The sequence below is a fragment of the Roseateles amylovorans genome (assembly GCF_025398155.2).
In the GTDB taxonomy this organism is placed as follows: domain Bacteria; phylum Pseudomonadota; class Gammaproteobacteria; order Burkholderiales; family Burkholderiaceae_C; genus Roseateles; species Roseateles amylovorans.
The window spans coordinates 5,530,680-5,551,541 of sequence record NZ_CP104562.2; the positions used below are offsets into that span (position 1 = coordinate 5,530,680).

19 protein-coding genes are annotated in these 20,862 nt (G+C 67.5%); 12 read left to right on the plus strand and 7 right to left on the minus strand.

What is annotated here, in order from left to right; all coding sequences use genetic code 11:
• Positions 1-292: 292 nt before the first annotated feature.
• Together N4261_RS22940 and N4261_RS22945 are read left to right on the plus strand one after the other, a co-directional pair.
• Positions 293-790 (plus strand): GyrI-like domain-containing protein, encoded by a 498-nt coding sequence (locus N4261_RS22940; RefSeq protein ID WP_261757557.1) that lies wholly within the window; start codon positions 293-295, stop codon positions 788-790.
• 147 nt (positions 791-937) lie between these two features.
• Positions 938-1,444 (plus strand): hypothetical protein, encoded by a 507-nt coding sequence (locus tag N4261_RS22945; RefSeq protein WP_261757558.1) that lies wholly within the window; start codon positions 938-940, stop codon positions 1,442-1,444.
• A 247-nt stretch (positions 1,445-1,691) separates the two neighbouring features.
• On the opposite strand, the gene truD is transcribed toward N4261_RS22945, so the two are convergent.
• The 4 genes from truD to N4261_RS22965 all read right to left on the minus strand — a co-directional run bounded on the left by truD (position 1,692) and on the right by N4261_RS22965 (position 7,604).
• Entirely contained in the window at positions 1,692-2,705 is a 1,014-nt protein-coding gene (gene truD, locus N4261_RS22950) for a tRNA pseudouridine(13) synthase TruD (RefSeq protein ID WP_261757559.1), read from the minus strand.
• A 141-nt stretch (positions 2,706-2,846) separates the two neighbouring features.
• The gene (locus N4261_RS22955) at positions 2,847-3,305 is read right to left on the minus strand and encodes a hypothetical protein (RefSeq protein ID WP_261757560.1); all 459 of its coding nucleotides are present in this window, start codon (positions 3,303-3,305) and stop codon (positions 2,847-2,849) included.
• Between the two features lie 61 nt (positions 3,306-3,366).
• Entirely contained in the window at positions 3,367-4,392 is a 1,026-nt protein-coding gene (locus N4261_RS22960; RefSeq protein WP_261757561.1) for a hypothetical protein, read from the minus strand.
• Between the two features lie 233 nt (positions 4,393-4,625).
• On the minus strand, positions 4,626-7,604 hold the full coding sequence (locus N4261_RS22965) for an adenosylcobalamin-dependent ribonucleoside-diphosphate reductase (protein ID WP_261757562.1): 2,979 nt from the start codon (positions 7,602-7,604) through the stop codon (positions 4,626-4,628).
• Between the two features lie 217 nt (positions 7,605-7,821).
• On the opposite strand from N4261_RS22965, the gene N4261_RS22970 reads away from it, so the two are divergent.
• From N4261_RS22970 to N4261_RS22985, 4 genes are all read left to right on the plus strand, one after another.
• Positions 7,822-8,481 (plus strand): GGDEF domain-containing protein, encoded by a 660-nt coding sequence (locus N4261_RS22970; RefSeq protein WP_261757563.1) that lies wholly within the window; start codon positions 7,822-7,824, stop codon positions 8,479-8,481.
• Between the two features lie 144 nt (positions 8,482-8,625).
• A complete protein-coding gene (locus tag N4261_RS22975; protein WP_261757564.1) occupies positions 8,626-9,468 on the plus strand; it encodes an SIR2 family NAD-dependent protein deacylase in 843 nt (280 codons plus the stop codon).
• Between the two features lie 76 nt (positions 9,469-9,544).
• Entirely contained in the window at positions 9,545-10,198 is a 654-nt protein-coding gene (locus N4261_RS22980) for a hypothetical protein (RefSeq protein ID WP_261757565.1), read from the plus strand.
• Between the two features lie 2 nt (positions 10,199-10,200).
• A complete protein-coding gene (locus N4261_RS22985; RefSeq protein ID WP_261757566.1) occupies positions 10,201-10,401 on the plus strand; it encodes a hypothetical protein in 201 nt (66 codons plus the stop codon).
• A 245-nt stretch (positions 10,402-10,646) separates the two neighbouring features.
• On the opposite strand, the gene N4261_RS22990 is transcribed toward N4261_RS22985, so the two are convergent.
• The gene (locus tag N4261_RS22990; protein WP_261757567.1) at positions 10,647-11,369 is read right to left on the minus strand and encodes a DUF1134 domain-containing protein; all 723 of its coding nucleotides are present in this window, start codon (positions 11,367-11,369) and stop codon (positions 10,647-10,649) included.
• A 253-nt stretch (positions 11,370-11,622) separates the two neighbouring features.
• Between N4261_RS22990 and N4261_RS22995 the strand changes: the two genes are divergently transcribed.
• On the plus strand, positions 11,623-12,048 hold the full coding sequence (locus N4261_RS22995; protein ID WP_261757568.1) for a hypothetical protein: 426 nt from the start codon (positions 11,623-11,625) through the stop codon (positions 12,046-12,048).
• A 329-nt stretch (positions 12,049-12,377) separates the two neighbouring features.
• Positions 12,378-12,758, plus strand: a complete 381-nt coding sequence (locus N4261_RS23000) for a PilZ domain-containing protein (protein WP_261757569.1) — start codon at positions 12,378-12,380, stop codon at positions 12,756-12,758.
• Between the two features lie 68 nt (positions 12,759-12,826).
• Here N4261_RS23000 and N4261_RS23005 read toward each other — a convergent pair whose 3' ends face one another.
• Entirely contained in the window at positions 12,827-13,675 is an 849-nt protein-coding gene (locus N4261_RS23005) for an alpha/beta fold hydrolase (protein WP_261757570.1), read from the minus strand.
• A gap of 118 nt (positions 13,676-13,793) precedes the next feature.
• Here N4261_RS23005 and N4261_RS23010 point away from each other — a divergent pair, with 118 nt between their 5' ends.
• The 4 genes from N4261_RS23010 (at position 13,794) to N4261_RS23025 (ending at position 19,540) form a co-directional block, all read left to right on the plus strand.
• Positions 13,794-15,038: a sensor histidine kinase gene (locus N4261_RS23010; protein WP_261757571.1), complete on the plus strand. Its 1,245-nt coding sequence runs from the start codon at positions 13,794-13,796 to the stop codon at positions 15,036-15,038.
• Entirely contained in the window at positions 15,035-16,165 is a 1,131-nt protein-coding gene (locus N4261_RS23015) for a histidine kinase (RefSeq protein WP_261757572.1), read from the plus strand. The genes N4261_RS23010 and N4261_RS23015 overlap by 4 nt, the downstream gene beginning before the upstream one ends.
• Positions 16,162-16,974: a LytR/AlgR family response regulator transcription factor gene (locus tag N4261_RS23020; protein WP_261757573.1), complete on the plus strand. Its 813-nt coding sequence runs from the start codon at positions 16,162-16,164 to the stop codon at positions 16,972-16,974. Before N4261_RS23015 ends, N4261_RS23020 begins: the two co-directional genes overlap by 4 nt.
• Positions 16,975-17,053: 79 nt before the next feature.
• A complete protein-coding gene (locus N4261_RS23025) occupies positions 17,054-19,540 on the plus strand; it encodes a molybdopterin-dependent oxidoreductase (RefSeq protein ID WP_261757574.1) in 2,487 nt (828 codons plus the stop codon).
• Here the strand turns inward: N4261_RS23025 and N4261_RS23030 are convergent.
• Complete coding sequence (locus N4261_RS23030; RefSeq protein ID WP_261757575.1) at positions 19,529-20,548, minus strand: hypothetical protein; 1,020 nt, start codon at positions 20,546-20,548, stop codon at positions 19,529-19,531. The two genes, N4261_RS23025 and N4261_RS23030, sit on opposite strands and share 12 nt — an antisense overlap.
• Positions 20,549-20,862 lie beyond the last annotated feature (314 nt).

The following is a 20,862-nucleotide window of genomic DNA, read 5'->3' on the forward strand; positions in this document are numbered from 1 at the left end:
TCGCCCGCCCGCCGACGCGATGAACGTCGGGATCATTGCGATCATCGAGATCGCCGATCAGCAGTGACGTTTGACGGTGGTCACTCAGCGTGTGGCGCGCTCAACTCCGTCAACGTTTTTTTCTGATGCCTGTCGAGAAGGCCGACCGTCGCCCGTCGTCTGAGGTGTGCGCAGAAGTGCGCCAAGCTGCTCGAGGACAAGGTGACTGTGGTGACCCGCGGCGATGACCGCGACGTTCACCCCGGTCACCGCCAGCCGCCAGATCGACTGATTGATTGGAAAAGGAGACGCCATGCTGACCTTGCCCCAGATCATTGCGCGACCACCCCAGCGCTATGCCTTTGCGCGCTTCACCGTCCGAATGGACGAGATGCAAAAGCCTGCCGACGAGGGATTCCCGGTCGTCCTCAAGGCCCTGGCCGAACAAGGCATCCCAACGATCGGTGCGCCCTTCTACAACTATCGACGCATCAACATGGCCGAGACCCTGGACGTGGAGGCCGGCATTGCGGTCGAGCGGCACGGTGCAGCGACGGAACGCGTCGATTTCGGGACGCTGCCGGCGGGACGGTTCGTGACGCTCAGTTGGCACGGACACCCTGACAAGCTCGAGGCGGCCACCGCCATGCTGATCGGTTGGGTTCGGCTGACCGATCAGCCACTCGACGTCGACGAGCGAGCGGACGGGGATCATTTCGCCTGCCGGCTCGAGTTCTATGTGACGGATCCCGACGAGCAACCGGACATGACACAGTGGGTGACCGAGCTCGCATTCAAGCTCAAGGACTAGGCAATCACCCGTACCATCGCGGCGACACGCTCGGCGACGCGTAATCCCCGCCAAGAACGAAGGGGTACCGGCGTGGCGTCTGATGTGATGGCGCCAGAATCCGGTCGCGTGCAGCACAACCGTTCGCCGACAACCTGGCCCGCATTCATGAAGCCAACCGCCCCGCCGCTTTCCGACACCGAGCGCCAGGTCATCGCCCTCGCCGCTGCGGATTTACAGGACGTCGCGCTGGCGCTGCGAGATGAGCTTCTGCGAGCTCACCCGAACGCCACCAACCTGGCATGGCCGGCTCACAAGATCATCAGCGTCGGTTTCGGTCCCAAGAAGATGTCCGAGCACTATGCGTTCATCGCCATGCACCCGGGCCATGTGAACCTCGGTCTCTACCAGGGGGCGAGCTTGCCGGCCATCGGGCCTGCGCTGCGACACGCCGATCAGCCGCTTGAAAGCCCGAGTGAACGCTTCCTGGGAATCGAAACCGCAATCGAGCCCTGCGTGAACGGATCGGCGGTGAGGGCAAAGCGGTGGTCCATGTCGGCATCATCACCCGGGGGGGCGTCGGCCTGTCCTGACCGTTCTTGCTCCGGGACGCTGTCCCCGTCATCTGTGGACAACTCTGTTGGCAGGCCTTGGGTGGCAGTGGCAACGTGTTGATTCATATGACGATTGCTTCCGTTGCCTCGAAATGACGCACCTCGGCGCCGACCTGTACCGATGGGCGGTACACGCGCGGCGGCGCCGGCAAACGTCACGACCGCCGAGCTGCGATGAAGGCTGTCGACCGGCCGCTGGAGGCGATCTGCCGCCCCGGTTCAGACCATTCCCCTGAGGGAATCAGCCGGACGAGCAACGATGCGCCAGGAACCGCGTCAGGCCCCGTCCACCCGAACGGGGAGCCTCGTCACTCCACCGGTGCCGGTTCGTTCTCCGTGTGCCGGTCCGGCTCCGTGGTGTGGAGGATTTCGTTCAGCACGGACGTGGCGTAGTTGCCCGCGGGCAACGAGAAGGTCAGCACCAGCTCATCGGCTTGCAGCCATTCCCAAGTCATGTCGCCGGGGCTCGCCACCAGGGCGCGGCGCTCCTGGTCCAGGCCGGCGTGCTCCATGCCATCGCACAAGGTGGCGTGACGTTCAGCCACGCCGTTTTCCAGGGCCTGCGCCTGATCGGTGGTGGACACCCGGCCCCGTCCCCAGAGCGGGCCGGTGGGCTGGCCTGCCTCGTCCATCACGTCACCGGGGAGGGTCTTGCCCCAGAGTCCCTGCTGGATTCGCAGCCCCAGCACTTCATTGAAGACGAAGGAGCGCACCGCCGACAGGTAGATGCCCTTCTTCTTCGGGTTGCGCACGCGGATCTCGCGCGCCAGCATGGCCCGGCCCTGCTCCACGTTGCCGCCGTCGTGGCCGAATCGCTGCGCACCGAAGTAGTTGGGCACGCCATGGGACGCCACGGCTTTCAGATTGGCCTCGATGGCATGGCGGTCGCCAGTCACCTCGCGCAGCACGATGCGGAACCGATTGCCCTGCAGGTCACCGGGACGCAGCTTCTTCATATGGCGGCTCTGGCTCAGCACCTTGAATTCGGGATGCTGAAGCAGGGTCAGGTCAGGCGTCTCGCCCTTGGGCAGATAGAGGCTGAACCACTGCCGGGTGATGGCGTAGCGGTCTTTCAGGCCGGCGTAGCCCACGTCCCATTCGTTCACGCCAGCGGCCTCGGCCAGTTGCTGGGCGACGAAGGCGGTGTTGGCGCCGTTCTTCTCGATGTCCAGCCAGAGGTGCTCGCCCGCACCGGAGGGCAGCTGCAGCGGCAGTTCGGTCACGATGAAATCCTCGTTGAGGCTTTTCAGCGTGGCGCTGGCGCCGCTGGCCGGATAAGCGTGGGGCCACTGAGGCAAGGTCGTGTATTGAGCGTCGGTCATGAAGGGGCTGACGGCACCAGCTGTGGATGGAGAAAAGGCTCTCCATTCGATCAGGGGCCGTGCAGGGGGTGATTCTCGCCCGGGCCGGTGGCCCTGCCGGGCGGCAGACGGCGCGGCGACCATTGGGGAATGCTGCTCGCGTCAGCCCTGCGGCCCCGGCTCCGGACTCGCTGCGGCGCGCGCCGCCGCCCAGTCCTCGGTCGACACCACGCACCGGCGCACAAAGTCCATGATGTCGGCCGGCGGCCCCTGGGAATCGGACCCGTACCGGTAATGGATGCCAACGGTGGCCCCCGGCGTCTGCAGCAGCACGCTCAGGTCGCAGGCGTGGCCGCGGATGTCGGGATGCACCCAGGTGCCGACATGCTCAAGCAGCACCGAGGGCAGCGCATCGCGCAGTGCAGCGAAAAGGGCCGGATCGGCGCGGCCGGTGACGAGGACGTTGTCGTCGTTCACCTCGACCTGCGCGCGGCCCTGGCCCGCCAGCGGACCCAAACGGCTCAGTGCCCCGTCCTCGGTCGCGAGGAGTTGGAAGCTCAGCACGCCGTCGATCGACAGTTGCAGGTTCAGTCCGCTGACCGCGTTGCGATCCACATTCATGACGACGAGGCTCCATCGATGATGACGAGGACGCGGCGACGGGCGGGGTCACGGCCGCCCATCACTCGAAGAGGCTCTTGAAGAACTTGACCATCTTGCCCAGGCCGGTCTCGGGTGGCACCACGCCCAATTGGTCGTTGGTCATCAGCTCGAGCACGTTGAGCTGGATGCTGTAGTTGACCAGGTTCGCTTTATCCAACTGCGTGTTGACCTTGCCGTCGAAATAGAAGAACTCGGTCTTGTTGAACAGGTCCTGGTTGTGCAGGTGGTGCGAGAGCTCCCATACCGAGATCAGCGCCCTGGAGACAGGCCAAGCCTGGGGGTGCGGGGTCGGGTCGTGTCCGGCGGGGTCCCAGGCCGGGCGCGTCTTGAGGTCTTTCATCGCGAACCACTCGTTGCCGTCCTGACCGGTGATGTTCGTGTTCACGATGTGGCCGCCGATCATCCGCTGGGCGCCGTCCCAATGGCTCTGCAGCAACGCAATCTCGGGGCCGGTGAGTTCGGGCTTGTGTTGGTAGGCGAAATTGATCTGGTCCTGCGTGAAGCCAGCCAGGTTCTGGCAGATCTTCGTGGCCGAGGCCATGGCGGCTTTGATGCCGGCCGTGAACTGCGGCTGGATCTGCCCGCCAGGGTCGGCCTGTTGGTTGAACCCGAGCGCCTCGGGCCCGACGGCGCCGGTCTTCGTGCGGAAGGTCGAGAGATGGTTGTCCGTGGAGTGCGGCTGGTTGTTCTGGAAGTCGGCGCCATAGACGTCGTTCTTCAGTTCGCTGAAGCCGAGTGCGAGCGTCTTGTCGCGCTGCACCACACCGCTGCCGTGCGCGACGCGCTGCATCACGCGCGAGCTGTCCTGCAGCGCGCGTTGCAAGTGGGCCTGGGCATGCATGCGCGGGCTGGCTTCCACCATGCGCTGGAGTTGCGCGAGCGACGCCACCTGCGGGCTGTGCTCGACGGCGGCCTGCACCGACGCAGCCCCCGCGGACTGCGCGACCGAACGCGCCCCCAGTGCGGGCGGGGCACCCGCCCGCGCCGGGGCGCTCGCCCGCTCCATGGGCTGGGGGCGGCGCTGCCGTGGGGTGTCCTTGGTCATTGGGTCGACTCCAGCCTGCCGAGGGGAGGCCTTCGCTTGCGGCCATCAGCAGCGAACGTTAGAGCGCCGGATGACGTTCGACCATCAGCAAAATGCTGAGTTCACGCCTGCGAGTTCATGCAAAGGACCTGGGAGGCGCGAATGGTCGGGGGCAGGTGCACCGTACTGGCGGGCGCACGCTTCGGCGCTTCGGGCAGCGCCTCGCACGGGGCAGCCTGAACGCAGGGGGTACCTCACCCACACTGCCCCACAAACCCACACGCCGTACAAAACTCACACCCATCCCGCTGAATCAAGGTCGAGTTCCCGCACTCCGGGCATTTCTTCCCGGCCATCGCCGGCACACCTGCGGCCAGGGCTGCGCTGCGGTTCGCCGAGGTCACGGGGGCCTGCTGCAGCAATCCCATGTCGACCAGCGGATACCCCTGCTCATCCAGCACCCCCAGCATCGCGTAGCGGTGAATGACCAATCGCGCCACGTAGGCGACCGTCGACGGCCACACCTGCTGGCGGCGCTCGCCGAAGAGCGTCGGCACCGGCGCCATGAAATGGCCCAGCGGCTCGCCCACGTTCAGCAGCTTGCGCAGCTTCATGCCGATCCAGCCCGGGTCCAGCACCCGCATGTCCAGCGAGAGCAGACGCGCCAGGCCGTCCAGGGCCTTCGGATAGTTGCCGGAGAACCCCATTGCGCACGGCCGCGTCACCGTGCCGCCATCCGGCGTCGGCAGGCTCACCTCCTTCAGCGTGAGGGTGAACAGCTCACCGGTGGCAGGGTTGTCCACATCCACCGCCCAGGCCAGCGTGCCGGCCGTGCCGGTGCGTGGTTCCTCGCGGGAGAACATTGCATCCAGCACCGGCGTCGGACCGCCCTCCTGCAGCGCACCGAGCTGCTCGCAGCGCCAGCGGATCACCGCCGCCGTCGCCGCGACCACGCCCGGGAACAGGCGCGGCTCGCCCAGCGGCGGCATCGGCATCTCGAAGGCACGTTCCTCGGCGACCGTTGCCAGCGCGTCCAGTTTCAGCCGCAGCCAGGCCGCATCGTTGGTGCGAAGATCCATCGACAGCGTCTTGGCCATCGCCGACAGGCCCCGCGGCTGCTCCGCGCCGTTGACCCAGACCTCGAACGGCAGCGTTCGGCCGAACAGGCCGGCGTCCGGTCCCTCGGCCGGCAGTTCGCCGACGAACAGCGCGAAGTCGCCATGCGGGTGACGGATCATGGTCGACCACGCCGGATTGCCGCCCGGCAGCTCCGGGCGACTCGGCCAGCGCAGGGAGGCCAGCACCGGCTTGGGCAGGCGCTCCACGCGCAGGCGCTGGTTGGGGCCGATCTCCGGCTTCAGCGGTTCCGGCTGCGCCACCGGCTCCACGCTCAGCACCGCGCCCAGCACGCTGTTGGGCCGGTAGGTGGCCAACCCCTTCAGGCCGCTCTTCCAGGCCAGGGCGTAGAGATCCTGGAAGTCCGGATAGGGATAGTCGGCCGGCACATTGACCGTCTTCGAGATGGAGGTGTCGATGTAGGGCGCAACCGCCGCCACCATCGCTTCATGGTCCGCCGCCTGCAGCTCCAGCGCGGTGACGAAGGCCTCGGTCAGCGGCGCATCCGCCCCATGCAGGTGACGGAACAGCCGCCAGGCATGGTCCTCCACCGCGTATTCCTTGAAGCTGTTGTCCGGCATCCGCTTCTTGCGGGTGTAGCGCCAGGAGAAGGCCGGCTCGATGCCGTTGCTGGCGTTGTCTGCAAACGCGAGGCTGATGGTGCCCGTCGGCGCGATCGACAACAGATGCGAGTTGCGCAGGCCCTGGGCGCGGATCTTGTCCTTCAGCCACGGCGGCAGGCGAGACGCGAAGTTGCCGCCCGAAAGGTACAGGTCGGCATTGAACAGCGGGAAGGCGCCTCGCTCGATGGCCAGGTCCGCGCTGGCCTCATAGGCGGCGTCGCGCATGGCCTCGCTGATGCGACGCGCCATCGCCCGGGCGGGCTCGGTGTCGTAGCGCAGGCCGAGCATGACCAGCGCATCGCCCAGGCCGGTGAAGCCCAGTCCGACGCGCCGTTTGTTGGCCGCCTCCTGGGCCTGGGCCGGCAGCGGCCAGAGGGTGACATCCAGCACGTTGTCCAGCATCCGGGTCGCGACCTTGCAGACCTCGGTGAAGGCCGCATCGTCAAAGCGCGCCTGGGGCGTGAACGGATCCGCCACGAAGGTGGTCAGGTTGACCGAGCCCAGGCAGCAGCAGCCATAGGCCGGCAGCGGCTGCTCGGCACAGGGGTTGGTCGCGCTGATCGTCTCGCAGTAGTGCAGGTTGTTGTCGGCATTGATGCGGTCCAGGAACAGCACGCCCGGTTCCGCATGGTCGTAGGTGGACCGCATCACCTGGTCCCACAGCTTGCGGGCGCGCAGGCGTCGGTAGACCCACATGCCGTCGGCCCGCTGCACCGCCCCCGCCGCCCGCAGCTTCGCACCGGGCGCCGCGCGGTGGATGAGCTCGATCTCGGCGTCCGCCTCCACCGCCTGCATGAAGGCATCGGTCACCGCGACCGAGATGTTGAAGTTGCGCAGGTCGCCCTGGTCCTTGGCATGGATGAAGTCTTCGATGTCCGGATGGTCGCAACGCAGCACGCCCATCTGGGCGCCGCGCCGGGAGCCTGCGGACTCGACGGTTTCACAGCTGCGGTCGAACACCCGCATGTAGCTGATGGGGCCGGACGCGCTGGACTGGGTGGACTTCACCGCCGCGCCCTTGGGCCGGATGCGGGAGAAGTCGTAGCCCACGCCGCCGCCGCGCCGCATGGTCTCCGCCGCTTCGGTCAGTGCGGTGTAGATGCCGGGCACGCCGTCTTCTTCCTCGGCGATGGCATCCCCCACCGGCTGGACGAAGCAGTTGATCAGCGTGGCCGACAGCTCGGTGCCGGCGGCGGACGCGATCCGTCCCGCCGGAACGAATCCGCGCCGCTGCGCCTCCAGGAAGCGCGCCTCCCAGTCCGCTCGGTGCTCCGGCGATTCGGCCTGAGCCAGCGCATGGGCCACCCGTCGTCGAACATCATCCAATGTGCGCTCACCGCCCTTTGCGTATTTCTCGAGCAGCACCTCGGCGCTGATGTCCTGGGACGGCAGCGTGTCAGCTGCGGCGGTGGTGCGTGGGGACGGCGTCGAGGGGGATGACGTCGCGCTGGAGGACGAGGGCGCCGAGGACGACGGCACAGAGGACGGGCTCATGGACAGACTCCGCTGAAGATCCGCAGGGGGGGACCGGTCCATCGTAGCGCCGAGGCCTTGTCTGCACACGTCCGGCACGTCCCTCGGCGCATCGGCCGGGCGGCTTCCGATCGGCCCCGGATCTGGTAAGCGAGATGCAACTTGTGTCTCGAGAGGCCCCACTCCGCTGGGAAGCCCCAATGTGCCTATCACAATCAGCGAACTATTCTTGTTTTCCATGAACCCCGACAAGGTCTTGCGATCCAGCCCCGGCACCCTGGGTGACCTGGAACTCGAATGCGCCGACACGCGCCGTCTCATCCAGGACGGCCAGCTCGACGTGGCCCGCCATCGACTGGACGCGCTGCAGCACGCCCATGGGGAAGCCCATGCGCCGCTGCAGGAGCTGCTCAGTGTGCTGGCGGAGGCGCATGACGACTGGCCGACGGCCCTGCGTCACTACAAGCGCTTCCATGCGCTGGCGATGCAGGCCGGGACCTCGCCGCTGGCGTCGCGGGATCAACTGCTGGCCAAGCTGGTCGAGAACCAGAACACGCCGGACATGGCCTGGTGCCTGGTGGCGCTGAGCGCGGCCAAGGCGCCGGCCGGTGCGCTGCCCCAGATGCTTCGCCAGCAATGCCGGGCGCATGACGTGCTGGCGCTCGGCAAGGGCGAAGCGATGCTGATGTTGCTGCATGACGTCGACCTGCCCACCGGCCGCAAGGTCTGCGAGCGCATCCGCACCGTCTGGTTCCAGCAGCATCTCGGCGCCGGTCCGGTGAGCATGGGCCTGACCGCCTGGCGCGGTCCGGGCGACACCGGCAGCGCCTTCCTCAACCGCGCGGAAGGAGCCCTCGATCGCAGCCAGCGCGAGGGTGGGCCGCTGCGGACGGGTTGATTCCGGCTGTCGGCGCGAGGTCTTCTCGCTCATCAGCCCCAAGACAGATGCGCCAATGGCACGGCAGACGACTTCACGTTCAGGCCGTCTGTCGACCTCAAGCGAGTTCGCCGATGCAGGGATAGGCTTGCCTGAGAGGAATCAATGAGCAGCACGCCTGCGCCAGAACTGAGAGCAGCGGGCGAGTGGATCACAGCGGCCGATGCGCTCCTGATCGCTGCCGGAGCTGGCATGGGCGTCGACTCCGGACTTCCCGATTTCCGTGGCCGGGACGGCTTCTGGAATGCCTATCCGGCGATGCGCGGGGCGCGCCTCAACTTTGCCGACGCTGCAAATCCTGAGTTGTTCCAACGAGACCCAGCGCTCGCCTGGGGGTTCTACGGACACCGGCTGCAGTTGTACCGCAGCACCACCCCTCATCCTGGCTTCCACATCTTGTTGAACCTCGGTGCAGCCAAGCACTCGGGTGTGTTCGTATTTACCAGCAACGTCGATGGGCAGTTCCAAAAGGCCGGCTTCACCCCAGACCACCTGGTCGAGTGTCACGGCTCTATTCACCACCTTCAGTGCGCGATCCCCTGCTCAGATGAAATCTGGACAGCCGACGGACTGGAAATTGACATTGATCCAGTAGCTTGCCGCTGGAATGGCCCATTGCCACGATGCCCGCGATGCGGCTCGATGGCGCGCCCGAACATCCTGATGTTCAGCGATGGCGCCTGGATCGATCGCCGTACTCGGTCGCAAATGACGCAGTTGCAGAACTGGTTAGGCGCAGCACGCAATCCAGTGGTGATTGAGCTGGGGGCAGGGAGCGCCGTTCCTACGGTCAGAAACTTCAGCGAATCGATCGCCCGTCTGTATGGCGCGAAGCTTGTTCGAATCAACCCCGATGAATACAGCGTCTCGCCTGCAGTTGGGGTGGGCGTGGCTCTGAACGCGCTGAGCGCGCTGGCGTCGTTGCGCGATGAGATTTATCGCAACTAAGCGCGATCTCTAAGAGCGGGTCGGTGCATGCGGCCAATTACCATTTGGCCCTTGCTGTTCCCCTGCCTGCTCGTCTATGGATGACCGCGATGACACATCTCGCACTTGGTTCGACCCCAGCCTCGTGCATGTGCAAGCGGACGAGGCGGTGCTTGAGTTCCTGGATGAAGAAGCTCTGATTCGCTTGAGCGGCGCCCCGTCCTGGAGCAGACTGATCGCGACAAAGACGCCTCGAGGCATCGCCATCACCGTGCAGAACGACGTGGTGATGGCCATGGTTCGACACATCGAACGACGTGGCGACGAGACGATCATCCGGAACCAAGTCTTCCAGGTGAATCCCGACTACCGAGGTCGCCGCTTCGGTGCCCGAGCATTGACGGTTCAGGCACGTGCGGCCCAAGCGCTTGGATTTGATGCCATCGAACTCGATGCGACTGGCAATTACGTCATGGCGACCACAGGCCACCCACGGGACCGACATTCCGGCTATTACGTCTGGCCAAGGCTTGGATTTGACACAAACATCCCCCCATCCACGTTGCGTCGCTTGCCCCAAAAGTACAAGGGTTGCGCTCGCATTTCTGATCTGATGGCCAGCCAGGAAGGCCAAGATGACTGGTTCATACACGGCGACACGCTCAACGACGCCCGATTTGACGTGGCGCCGGGCAGCAAGTCATGGGACCTGCTGCTGGCATACTGTCAGCAACGCCACATCAGAATCTGATCATGCGCTTCGACAAGCAAGCTTTCAAAGCCTCGGTTCAGCCGATCTCAGCGGACGAATCGCGTGCCAACCTGGCTGCGCTCGTGGCGCCGTGTGAGGGGGACGTCCGGTTCGTGACCGTCGAATGTGAGTTTGATGAAGAGGTCTCCGAGCTGTCCTCAAGGGCAACGCAACGTGCCGGAGATCCGCGCATGTGTGCCTGAGACCCCCTCTACTGAAAGCGCCCAAAGCCCAGCATTGCTGGGCTTTTTCTTGTTGATGACGTTCCAGACGGCCCCTCGACCGAGATCAACGGCTTCAGCTCAGACGAAAGACGGCAGACCTGCGGATCTCGTGGAGCGCCCTGCCGCGCGTTCACCAGCCGTTCGAGGCTGACGCCGGCCAACGCGTCGAATCGCTGGACCGACGACCTGCCCCCCCGCATCGAGCAGGACGATTCCCACCCAGCTCAGAACGGATTGATCGTCTTCTCCCGCCGGTAGTGGATATAGCCCACGCTCGCACCCGCGCGCAAACCCACGCCCAGCCGGATCGGTGCCAGCGTGATGCCGTCCACCCGCTGGTAATTGATGCCGGCGCCGCCGACGTAATAGAGACTGCCATCCACGCCAGGGAACCGGCGGTAGATCGCCGACGCCTTGGGCAGCTTGTAGACCAGGGTGAACACCTTGGACGCGTTGGCCCCCAGGTCGAAGCCCACCGACGGTCCCGCCCAGAACACCTGGGCCGTGCCGCCATGCTTCATGACCAGACTGCCCTCGCCGTAGCGCAGGCCGATCGTGATGGCCGCGCCGGCTTCCTGGCCCTTGATGTAAGCATTCGGGCGGCCCTGTTCCTTGAACGCCTTCTCAATCACCTTGGCCAGCCCCTCGGTGGTCTGGCCGAAAAAGTCGGTGGCCGCGTGAAGGACGGAATCCTGGTCATAGGTGTCGTCGTCGTCCTTCGGCTCCTTGGATTCCTTGGGATCCTGCGCCAGCGCCGGCCAGGCAGCGCCCAGGCCGACCGGCAGCGCCAGGCCGGCGGCAGCGAAACGGCCCAGCTGTCCCAGCGCGGCACGCCGGGCGAGCGGATCAGTCGCGGCCTCGGTGCACGGCAGATCGGCCATCGCGCTCAGGCGCTGGCGGTCGTGGGGGTGACCGTGGTCGTCGCGGTTCATGCTCATCGTGCTCATCTCCGGATTGAAGGGACAGCCCGCAGCGGGGCGCCGATCGGCTCTCGATGATCGGCAGCGCCGGCGCCAGGGCGACAAACTCGATGCTACGCCGGCGCCGTGATAAACGGCGCGCCGGGCGGTGCGCCGTCCCGATACACTGCGCAAACGCCGCCGCCCGGGCGATCTCCGGAGCGACCCATAGACCGGCACCCGATGCCGGCAGGCGTCATCGCACAAGTGCACGAGTGGAGTGTGTCAAGGAGGACATGCAGTGAGTGATCTGCCCCGACTGGCCCGAGCGCTGGAATATCTGGACATGGCGTCCGCCCTGTACCTGGCCGGTGGCGCGGATCATTCCGCGCAACTGCTGGCCGCCGCCGGTGAGCGCCTGCTCGGTGACCTGGCCCGGCTGATCCAGTCACCCGAGCATGGCCCCGAGGTTCAGCAGTTGCTGGCCCGGGTGGCCCAGCACCATCCCAATCCGCCGGTGCCCGAAGTGCCCAGCCATGCGCAGTCCAAACAGCTGCAGGCCATGCTGTCGCGCCAGGATTCACCTGAATCCACCGCCCTGCGACAGGCCACCTCCGCCTTGCTGCGGGCCTCGTGGTACTTGCTGGAAACGATGGGCCTGGAACCGCTGGCGCCCTCGCGCCTGCACCAGGCCATCGAAAAAAGCACCATCTACGCAGAGCTGTAAAGGACCCCCCCTACGCGCTGACGCGCGCCCCCCAGGGGGCGAGCAGGGAGCCCGGCAGAGCCGGATCTCCTTGCTCCGCTGGATAGGTCGGCCCTTGGGGGCCTCTGTTTCTTGCGTGCGCTTTGGGGATGGGCGCTGTCTGCATGTCAGGGCCTGATGCCCGGCGGCCCCATTTCCTCACCCGCCATGTTGGGAGGGCGCTCATTCCCTGCTTGGGGTGGATTTATGGCGCGGTTTCGCGGGATTTCTGCGCACGGCGCGCCTTTTGGCGGTCGGCGGCGGTATCGTCACGAGGCCGAACTCATCGGCGTCGACGCAAGGAAGTTGTGATGAAGACGGATTCCGGAAACGATGAGCGCCGCCACTTCTCCCGCATCGCATTTGCGGGGCAGGCCCAGCTCGTGACCGTCGACGCCCGCGTCGCCGTCCAGGTGCTCGACCTGTCGCTCAAGGGCGCCCTGCTCCTGCTGCCCTCGCCCCAGGCCGTCGAAGCCGGCGCCCTCTGCCTCCTCGATCTCCCGCTCCAACCCCACGACGGCCGCATCACCATGGCCGCTCAGATCGCCCACGTTCACGGCGATCGCGCCGGACTGCTCTGCCTCGGGATCGACATCGAAAGCATCACCCATCTGCGGCGGATGATCGAACTCAACCTCGGCGATGCCACCCTCGCCGAACGCGACCTCAAGGCCCTCGTCGCCACACCCTGAGCGGCATGGCGGCTTGACCGCTTGACCGCCTGACCGCCCGAGCCCTTGTTGCCGCCGACGCGCCGCGCCTACTCGGCGATGAAGCGTCTCAGCACCGGGAAGGCGGCCGCCGGATCGTCCCGCCAGGCGCCGTGGCCCACGCCAGGGAAACGCGCCAGCTGGCGCCACTGCGCCGGAATGGCGGCGTGGATGTCCAGCGCATCTTCCAGCGGGCAGACCGGGTCGTCCTCACCCACCATCACCAACACCGGGCATTGCGCCTTGGCCAGGCCCTGCAGCAGGCCAAGGTCCTGTTTCTCGCCGGCCACGAAGTGCAGCAGGATGTCCAGGTTCATCAGCGTGCGCGAGCCCGCCTCGGGGTCCGCCGCCGGCTTGGTGTTGTAGAGGTGGCGCACCCCCGCCCAGTAGGCCTCGAAGGTGGCCTTGGACGGACGGCTCCAGAAAGCCTCCGCCAGCGCACGCGCCTGCGGTCCGCCACGTCGCTCGAAGGCGGCCAGCTTGCGATCCAGGCCCATGTGGTGCGAGGTGCTGGACAGCACGACCTTGGACGCATGCGCCGGATGCCGCGCAATGTAGCGTTGGGCCACGAAGCCGCCGAAGGACTGGCCCAGCACGATGGGCTTCTCGATGCCCAGCGCATCACACAGCCGCACGATGTCGTCCGCCCAGTGGTCCAGGGTCCATTCGTCGGAGGGGCGCGCATCGCTGCGGCCGTGTCCGCGGTGGTCGTAATAGACGATCTGCGCCAGATCGCCCAGCTGGCTGAACGCCGGCTTGAAGGCGGAATGGTCGAAACCCGGGCCGCCATGCATGCAAATCAATGTGGGCTTCTCCCGCATGCGCGGGCCGTCGGGCACCAGGCCCGGACCTTCCACATCCACGAACAGGCGAACGCCGCCACCGATGTCGATCTTCATGGGATCGAAGTATGCCGCGACGCACCGCCGGCCCCTCGCCGACCGCACTCGTCCGCGCACGCCCGACTTCGTCGCATTCCCCCTGGCAGACCCGCCTGCGGGCCGACAGAATCCGCCCATGTCTTCGGTCATGCCTCCTCCGGTCGTCCCCGCACGCCCGCCCACGCCGCGCGAGGCGGCGCTGCAGCTGTTCAACCTGCGCATGATCGCGGCGATCTTCTATTTCTGCCTGGCCATGGCCGGCGCCCGCTCCCTCACCTGGATGACCCACGACGACAGCCTGGGCGGCTGGCTGCTGTCCTGGCTGCAGTTCACCCGGCAGACGATGCTCACCGCCCTGAGCGTGCTGGCGCTGCTCGCCCTGGCGGAGGCCTGGCTGGCGCGGCCCGGGCATGCGCCCTCGCCCACCTCACGGTGGCCGATCGCCGTTCGCGGCGGCGCGATCGCCCTGGGCGCGCTGATCGGCGCGTTGCTGCGGTACTGGGTGGCCAATCTCGGCGATCCGACCGCGCCGCTGCATGGCGACTGGATGCTCTCCACCACCCTGCTCTGGCTGCTGCTGGGCGCCACCGCCAGCGGCGTGATGCAGACCATGCGGGCCGAGCGCCGCGCCCAGGCGGAGCTGGTCGCCCTGTCCCGCCAGCATGACCAGTTGCAGGCGCAGCAGCTCGAAGCCCAGCTCTCCGCCCTGAATGCGCAGATCGAGCCGCATTTCCTGTTCAACACCCTGGCCAATGTGAAGCGGCTCTATGAGACGACGCCCGAGCGCGGCCGGAACATGCTGGTGAGCCTGATCGCCTACCTGCGCGCGGCCCTGCCCAGCATGCGTCAAGGCGTGTCCACCCTCGGCCAGGAGATGGACCTCGCCCGCAGCTACCTCACCATCCTGCAGATGCGCATGGGCGACCGGCTGCAGTTCGAACTCTCGGCCGACGCCGACCTGCACGCCACGCCCCTGCCCCCGATGGTGCTGCCCACGCTGGTGGAGAACGCGATCAAGCATGGGCTGGGTCCGCTGCCGGAGGGCGGTCGGATTGACATCCAGGTGGATCGCCAACCGGACGGCGCCCTCAGCATCGAGGTGCGCGACAACGGCCAGGGCTTCGTGGGCAGCGGGGGGAGCGGGGTCGGCCTGGCCAATACCCGCGCGCGACTGGCCGCGATGTACGGCCCGCAGGCGGCGCTGGAGCTGGAGGCCGCCCAGCCGCGCGGTGTGGTGGCGCGGCTGCGGATTCCCGCCATCGCCCCGCAAGGGATGCCGACGCCGTTGGAGGCGACGCCCGGCACGATGGGCCGGGTCGGCGCGCCTGCCTCGGCGGCCGCCGCGGCAGGCCCCGCCCACGCCCCGGAGATCGCCGCATGAGCGCCGCCGTGGGCGACCTCGCCGCGCTGCCCACCCCGCAGGGCGCGCTGAGCCATCTCTGGCGATCATGGCGATCGCTGCGGGCCGAGGAACTGACCTGGTTCGCGCTGATGGCGGTGTTCTACGGCCTGATCGACCTCGGCGCCATCGCCTATGTGCTCGATGATCCGCGCTGGCCTCAGGCACTCGCCCGTCAGTTGCTCACACCGCTGCTGGTGGGCATGGTGCTGATGCTGGCCTGGCTGCCGGCCAACCGCAGCGCGCCGGACCATCCGTGGCGGCAGGCCCGGCTCGCGGCTGCCACGCTGATCGGCTCGTTCCTGGGCATCTGGCTGTATGTCCAATTGGTGCCACTGGTGAACCTGCCCTCCGTGGCCGACCTGGCCCGCGCCCGCAAGGGTGAGGCCGGCTATGAGAGCGGACAACTGGCCGTGTTCATCGGCGAGTGCCTGTCGGTGTTCGTGCCGTCGCTGCTGTCGGTGTCTTTGTACGAGCTGGTGCTGCGTCAGCGGCGGACCCGGGCCCAACTGCAGCAGCTGCTGCAGGCGCAGAGCGCGCTGCAGCGCCATGCCATGGCCTCGCGCCTGGCCGCATTACAGGCGCAGGTGGAGCCGCAGTTCCTGTTCGACACGCTGGTCGACATCGAACACGCTTATGCCAACGCAGAGCCCGATGCGTCGAGCCAGATGGAGCGGCTGATCCGTCATCTCAGGGTCGCGCTGCCGCGGCTGCGTGACCAGGGCGGCACGCTGGAGTCCGAAGCCATGCTGCTGGACAGCTACCTCGCCGTGGTCGCCGGACGTCAGCGGCGCGCGCTGACGCTGGAACTCCATTGGCCGCCGGAGCTGTCCAGCGCGCCGCTCCCGCCGATGGTGCTGTTGCCGCTGGCGCAGCTGATGCTCCGCCATGCCCATCCCCTGCCAGGCCACGCCCGGCTGAGTGCGGAGCGCGACGCCACGCGCCGTCTGCGGCTGCGGCTGGCCTTTGATCGCGGCGGACTCTGTCGCGAAGACGAGGCGCTGCGGGCACTGTCGGACCGGCTGGACAGCCTGGCCGGCGGTCCGGCGCGCTTGCATTGCCGCAGCCAAGCCGACGAAACCGAATTCACGCTGGAGTTGCCGTCATGAACGGTCCTGGATCCCTGCCCCCGTCCGCCGGCGCCCTCACCTCGACCGGACGTGCCGCGCCGACCGCCGTGGTCGCCGAAGACGAGGCCACGCTGCGGCATGAACTGATCGAACGGCTGGAGCAGCTCTGGCCGGAACTGAGCATCGTCGGCGAGGCGGCGGACGGCGTTCAAGCGCTTCGGCTGCTCGACGACTGCCGACCGGATGTGCTGTTCCTCGACATCCAGATGCCCGGCGCAACCGGCCTGGACGTCGCCCGTCAGGTGCAGGGCCGCAGCCATGTGGTGTTCGTTACCGCCTATGACCATTACGCCGTCTCCGCCTTCGACGAAGGCGCGGTCGACTATCTCCTCAAACCTCTGGAACCGGCCCGCCTGTTCACCGCCATCAACCGGGTCAAGCAGCGGCTGGCCGGGCCGCCGGTCGATCTGGGCGCGGTGCTGTCGCAGTGGGGCGCGCGCGGACCGGCCACGCCGGCGCGGCAGTTCCTGCGCTGGATCAATGCCTCGGTCGGACAGACGCTCAAGCTCATCACCGTCGACGAGGTGCTCTACTTCCAGTCCGACAGCAAATACACCCGCGTCGCCACCCGCCAGGGCGAGGCGCTGATCCGCAAGCCGCTGAAAGAGCTGGTCGATGAGCTGGATCCGCAGCAGTTCTGGCAGATCCACCGCTCGACGCTGGTGAACGCCGCCGCCGTGGCCGGGGTGTCGCGCGATTTCCGTGGGCGCATGCAGGTCAAGCTCAAGGAAAGCGACGACGCCCTGATCGTCGCCGAAAGCTACACCCATCTGTTCCGGCAGATGTAGCAGCATGGGCTCGGCGCCTTCGATGGCGCGATGTCGCAGGAGCGGCGGTCTGCGCCGGTCGGTTCTAGCCTCCCCGCTGATGCAGCCTGTCGCCGACATGACGACCGCCGATCCGCCGCCGTCCCACAATCGTTCGCACAACATCACGAACGACGTGGAGACCGGCATGACCACCCACACCAACGGCGACACCCTTGCCGAGGCCAACGTCGAGGCCGACATCGGAACGGACGTCGGCGCGGACGCTGGCGCCAAGGGCGACCGTGTCCACTACCGCATCTGCCCCCTCTGTGAAGCCTGCTGCGGCCTGGAGATCCACACCGTCAGCAGCGCGCAGGGGCCCAAGGTCGTGGCCATCCGCGGTGCGGCGCAGGACCCGTTCAGCCAAGGCTACCTTTGCCCCAAGGGGGTGGCGCTGAAGAACCTGCACGAGGATCCCGACCGCCTGCGTCAACCCATGCGCAAGCAGGCGGACGGCCGCTTCACGCCGATCAGCTGGGACGACGCCTTTGCCGAGGTCCAGCAGCGCTTGCCGGCGCTGCGCGAGCGCCATGGCGCGGACGCGGTGGCCGTGAGCATCGGTAATCCGGCCTCGCACAAGATCGGGCTGTTCAGCTACTTCCCCGGCCTGGTGCGGGCGCTGGGCACCCGCAACATCTTCTCCGCCTCCACCCTGGACCAGATGCCCAAGCAGCTCGCCTGCGGGCTGATGTACGGCCACTGGCTCAGCGTGCCGGTGCCCGACCTGCCGCGCAGCGACCTGCTGATCATCCTCGGCGCCAATCCGATGGTGAGCAACGGCAGCCTGTGGACGGTGCCCGACTACCGTGGCAAGGCCAAGGCGATGCGCGCGCGCGGCGGGCGCATCATCGTGATCGATCCGCGCCGCACCGAGACCGCGCAGGCCGCGGACGCCCACCATGCGATCCGGCCCGGCGGCGATGTGTTCCTGCTGCTGGGAATGCTCCACACCCTGTTCGATGAAGGCTTGGTGAAGCCGGGGCGACTGGCCGAACACCTTCAGGGCCTGGAAACGCTGCAGGCATTGGCACGGGACTACCCGCCCGAACGTGTCGCCTCGCACTGCGGCCTCGGTGCCGACACCCTGCGCCAACTCGCCCGCGATCTGGCCGGCACCGAACGTGCGGCGCTCTACGGCCGGGTCGGTACTTGCACGCAGCGCTTCGGCACGCTCAACAGCTGGCTGGTGGATGTACTGAACATCCTGACCGGTCATCTCGATGCGCCCGGCGGCCTGATGTTCCCGAAGGCCGCCGCCTTCGCCGCCAACACGATGGGACGGTCTGGACAAGGCAAGGGGGTGACGATCGGACGGCGTCACAGCCGCGTCAGCCGAGCCCCGGAGATCATGGGCGAGTTGCCCCTCAGTTGCCTGGCCGAGGAGATCGAAACGCCTGGCGACGCCCAGGTCCGCGCGTTGATCACCGTCGCTTGCAACCCCGTGCTGTCCGCTCCCAACGGCGGGCGACTCGCCCGGGCGCTGGAAGGGCTGGACTTCATGATCAGCCTGGATCCCTACCTCAACGAAACCAGTCGCCATGCGCATCTGATCCTGCCGCCGCCATCGCCGCTGCAGGACTGGCATTACGACCTGGTGTTCTCGCAACTGTCGTGGCGCAACCATGCGCGGTGGTCAGGCCCCGTCCTGCCACCCGATGAAGGCGACCCGGCCGGTCCGGCGGGCCAGGACAGCCCGCAGGCGGAATGGCGCACGCTGCTGCGACTGACGGCGATCGTTGCGGGCCAACCCCATGACAGCGACGCCGCCCTGCAAGCGCTGGACGACGCCGCACTGATGAGCGAGCTGCGCCGCAACGCCGGCGATCAGGCCGAGGCACTGTTCGAGCGCATCGACGGCGGCGCCGGCCCGGCGCGCTGGTTGGACCTGGCCTTGCGCAGCGGACCGTATGGCGACGGCTTCGGCGCCCGCCCCGACGGGCTGAGCCTGGCGCGGGTGAAAGCGGCACCGCACGGCATCGACCTCGGCGAGCTGACGCCGCGCATCCCCGAGCTGCTGCGCACCGCGTCCGGCCGCATCGAGCTGGCGCCGCAGCCGATGCTGGACGATCTCGCCGACGTGGACGCCGCGCTGCAGCGGCCCCTGGGCGATGAGCTGCTGCTGATCGGTCGACGCGAGACCCGCAGCAACAACAGCTGGATGCACAACCTGCCGGTGCTGGCCAAGGGCAAGGCACGCTGCACGCTGATGGTCCATCCCGATGATGCGGCCCGCGTCGGCTTGGCCGACGGACAGGTCGCCCGATTGAGCAATGCGCGCGGCAGTCTGCTGGCGCCGGTGGAGCTCAGTGCGGACCTGCGGGTGGGCGTGGTCAGCCTGCCGCACGGCTGGGGCCATGACCTGGCCGGAGCGCAGTTGCAGGTGGCCGCGCGCCAGCCCGGCGTCAACATGAACCTGCTGCTGGACGAGGAGTCCCGCGACCCGGTGTCCGGCACCTCCGTGCTGAGCGGCGTGCCGGTGCGCCTGAGCGCCGCTCCCGCAGTGGCGGCGACGCCCACCGAGCGGGACGCCGGATCACCCGCGTAGCGGATAGCGCCCGGAAAGCACGCCGCTGACCAGCTCCAGGTGATGCATCAGCTGCCATTGCCGCATCAGCGCCGGTGACGGGGCCGGCGGCTCGCACCGGCATGCCAGGAAGCGCTGAAGCCCGAGGGTGGGGCCGAAGCAGTCATCCTCGCGCTCCACCGCCAGGCGCAGCTTGCGCAGGGCGCCGAAGAAGCGGGGCTCGGCCTCGACCGGCTCCTGCTCGCCCTCCGCCGGCGGGTCGTTGGTGCGATCGGCAAGAAAGTATTCGATGCGCATCGTGCCCGCCTCCGCACCGTGGCGTTGGCAATAGCTCAGATGGAAATGGTCGGCCCCCGACGGCCCGCTGGCCGATGGCCGGGACGGCAGGCTGGTGTGATCCGAAAAACCCGGCCCGCCGGCCGTCAGGAAGTGGGCCAGCGAATCGCTGAAGAACTGGCGACCCACGCGCGGATCGGTCGATCCCCGTCGCAGCTCCGTGGGCATCGACACCGGGCGGTTCTCCACCCAGATGCAACGGGCCGGCCCGATCATGCCGAGGGTGGCATGAGACGGCGGCTCGTTCTTGAAGAAGACCCGCTCGAGCTGCGCAGCACGCAGCAGCTCCAGCATGGGCTCGATCGGCAAGGCGCCCGGCACGATGACCACGCCCACCGCCTGGCCAGCGAAGGACTGAGCGAACAGCCGAACCAGTTCGGGCGTCATGCGCCGATGCAGCAACAGGGTCGGCCGCAGCGCCCGACGCGGCCCCAGCGAGGCCAGCAGATGCCGTCCCCAGTCCAGGGCGACCGAGGGCGCCACATCGTCGAAGTCCTGGCTCATCGGGTTCACCACCAGCCAGGTCGGCAAGCCGGCGGATTCGCAGGTCTGCAGGGTCTGGCGCAAGGAAGCGAGCACATGGCGAACCGGCTCGATCACCGGCTGCACCTGGCCCTCCCGGGCCAAGGTGGGACCAAGTTGGCGCAGGGCCAGGATCTCCTTCTGCATGCCGTGGAGATAAGGAAAGTACATCGCGTCGAGCCGTTGGCCTGTGGGTGTGAGGCCGTCGATGATGCAAAGTTGTCTCTTCCACGTCAGAGGCATCGCCTCACCGTCTGAGCTAGATCAATTGGGAGGGCGCCACACATCAATGAGGCAAAAGTCCACCAGCTTCGGTAGTGGAGCCCCGCGCGTGGGGCGCCGTAATCGCTGCGCCGCCGCCGCGGAGGTCAGGCGCGCCCGGCTCGCTCGCGCGGCGTGCCCACGCCGGACTGCGCGTCATTCGCGCGCGGCAGCACGTCAGCGCCGTCGAACCCACATCAACGAGTGGGCAAACCCCTTATCCA

Excerpts from the sequence above, each read along its gene's own strand:
- N4261_RS22940 (WP_261757557.1), top strand. The coding sequence starts at position 293 with ATGCTGACCTTGCCCCAGATCATTGCGCGACCACCCCAGCGCTATGCC.
- N4261_RS22945 (WP_261757558.1), top strand. The coding sequence starts at position 938 with ATGAAGCCAACCGCCCCGCCGCTTTCCGACACCGAGCGCCAGGTCATC.
- truD (WP_261757559.1), bottom strand. The coding sequence starts at position 2,705 with ATGACCGACGCTCAATACACGACCTTGCCTCAGTGGCCCCACGCTTAT.
- N4261_RS22955 (WP_261757560.1), bottom strand. The coding sequence starts at position 3,305 with ATGAATGTGGATCGCAACGCGGTCAGCGGACTGAACCTGCAACTGTCG.
- N4261_RS22960 (WP_261757561.1), bottom strand. The coding sequence starts at position 4,392 with ATGACCAAGGACACCCCACGGCAGCGCCGCCCCCAGCCCATGGAGCGG.
- N4261_RS22965 (WP_261757562.1), bottom strand. The coding sequence starts at position 7,604 with ATGAGCCCGTCCTCTGTGCCGTCGTCCTCGGCGCCCTCGTCCTCCAGC.
- N4261_RS22970 (WP_261757563.1), top strand. The coding sequence starts at position 7,822 with ATGAACCCCGACAAGGTCTTGCGATCCAGCCCCGGCACCCTGGGTGAC.
- N4261_RS22975 (WP_261757564.1), top strand. The coding sequence starts at position 8,626 with ATGAGCAGCACGCCTGCGCCAGAACTGAGAGCAGCGGGCGAGTGGATC.
- N4261_RS22980 (WP_261757565.1), top strand. The coding sequence starts at position 9,545 with ATGGATGACCGCGATGACACATCTCGCACTTGGTTCGACCCCAGCCTC.
- N4261_RS22985 (WP_261757566.1), top strand. The coding sequence starts at position 10,201 with ATGCGCTTCGACAAGCAAGCTTTCAAAGCCTCGGTTCAGCCGATCTCA.
- N4261_RS22990 (WP_261757567.1), bottom strand. The coding sequence starts at position 11,369 with ATGAGCACGATGAGCATGAACCGCGACGACCACGGTCACCCCCACGAC.
- N4261_RS23000 (WP_261757569.1), top strand. The coding sequence starts at position 12,378 with ATGAAGACGGATTCCGGAAACGATGAGCGCCGCCACTTCTCCCGCATC.
- N4261_RS23005 (WP_261757570.1), bottom strand. The coding sequence starts at position 13,675 with ATGAAGATCGACATCGGTGGCGGCGTTCGCCTGTTCGTGGATGTGGAA.
- N4261_RS23010 (WP_261757571.1), top strand. The coding sequence starts at position 13,794 with ATGTCTTCGGTCATGCCTCCTCCGGTCGTCCCCGCACGCCCGCCCACG.
- N4261_RS23015 (WP_261757572.1), top strand. The coding sequence starts at position 15,035 with ATGAGCGCCGCCGTGGGCGACCTCGCCGCGCTGCCCACCCCGCAGGGC.
- N4261_RS23020 (WP_261757573.1), top strand. The coding sequence starts at position 16,162 with ATGAACGGTCCTGGATCCCTGCCCCCGTCCGCCGGCGCCCTCACCTCG.
- N4261_RS23025 (WP_261757574.1), top strand. The coding sequence starts at position 17,054 with ATGCAGCCTGTCGCCGACATGACGACCGCCGATCCGCCGCCGTCCCAC.
- N4261_RS23030 (WP_261757575.1), bottom strand. The coding sequence starts at position 20,548 with ATGTACTTTCCTTATCTCCACGGCATGCAGAAGGAGATCCTGGCCCTG.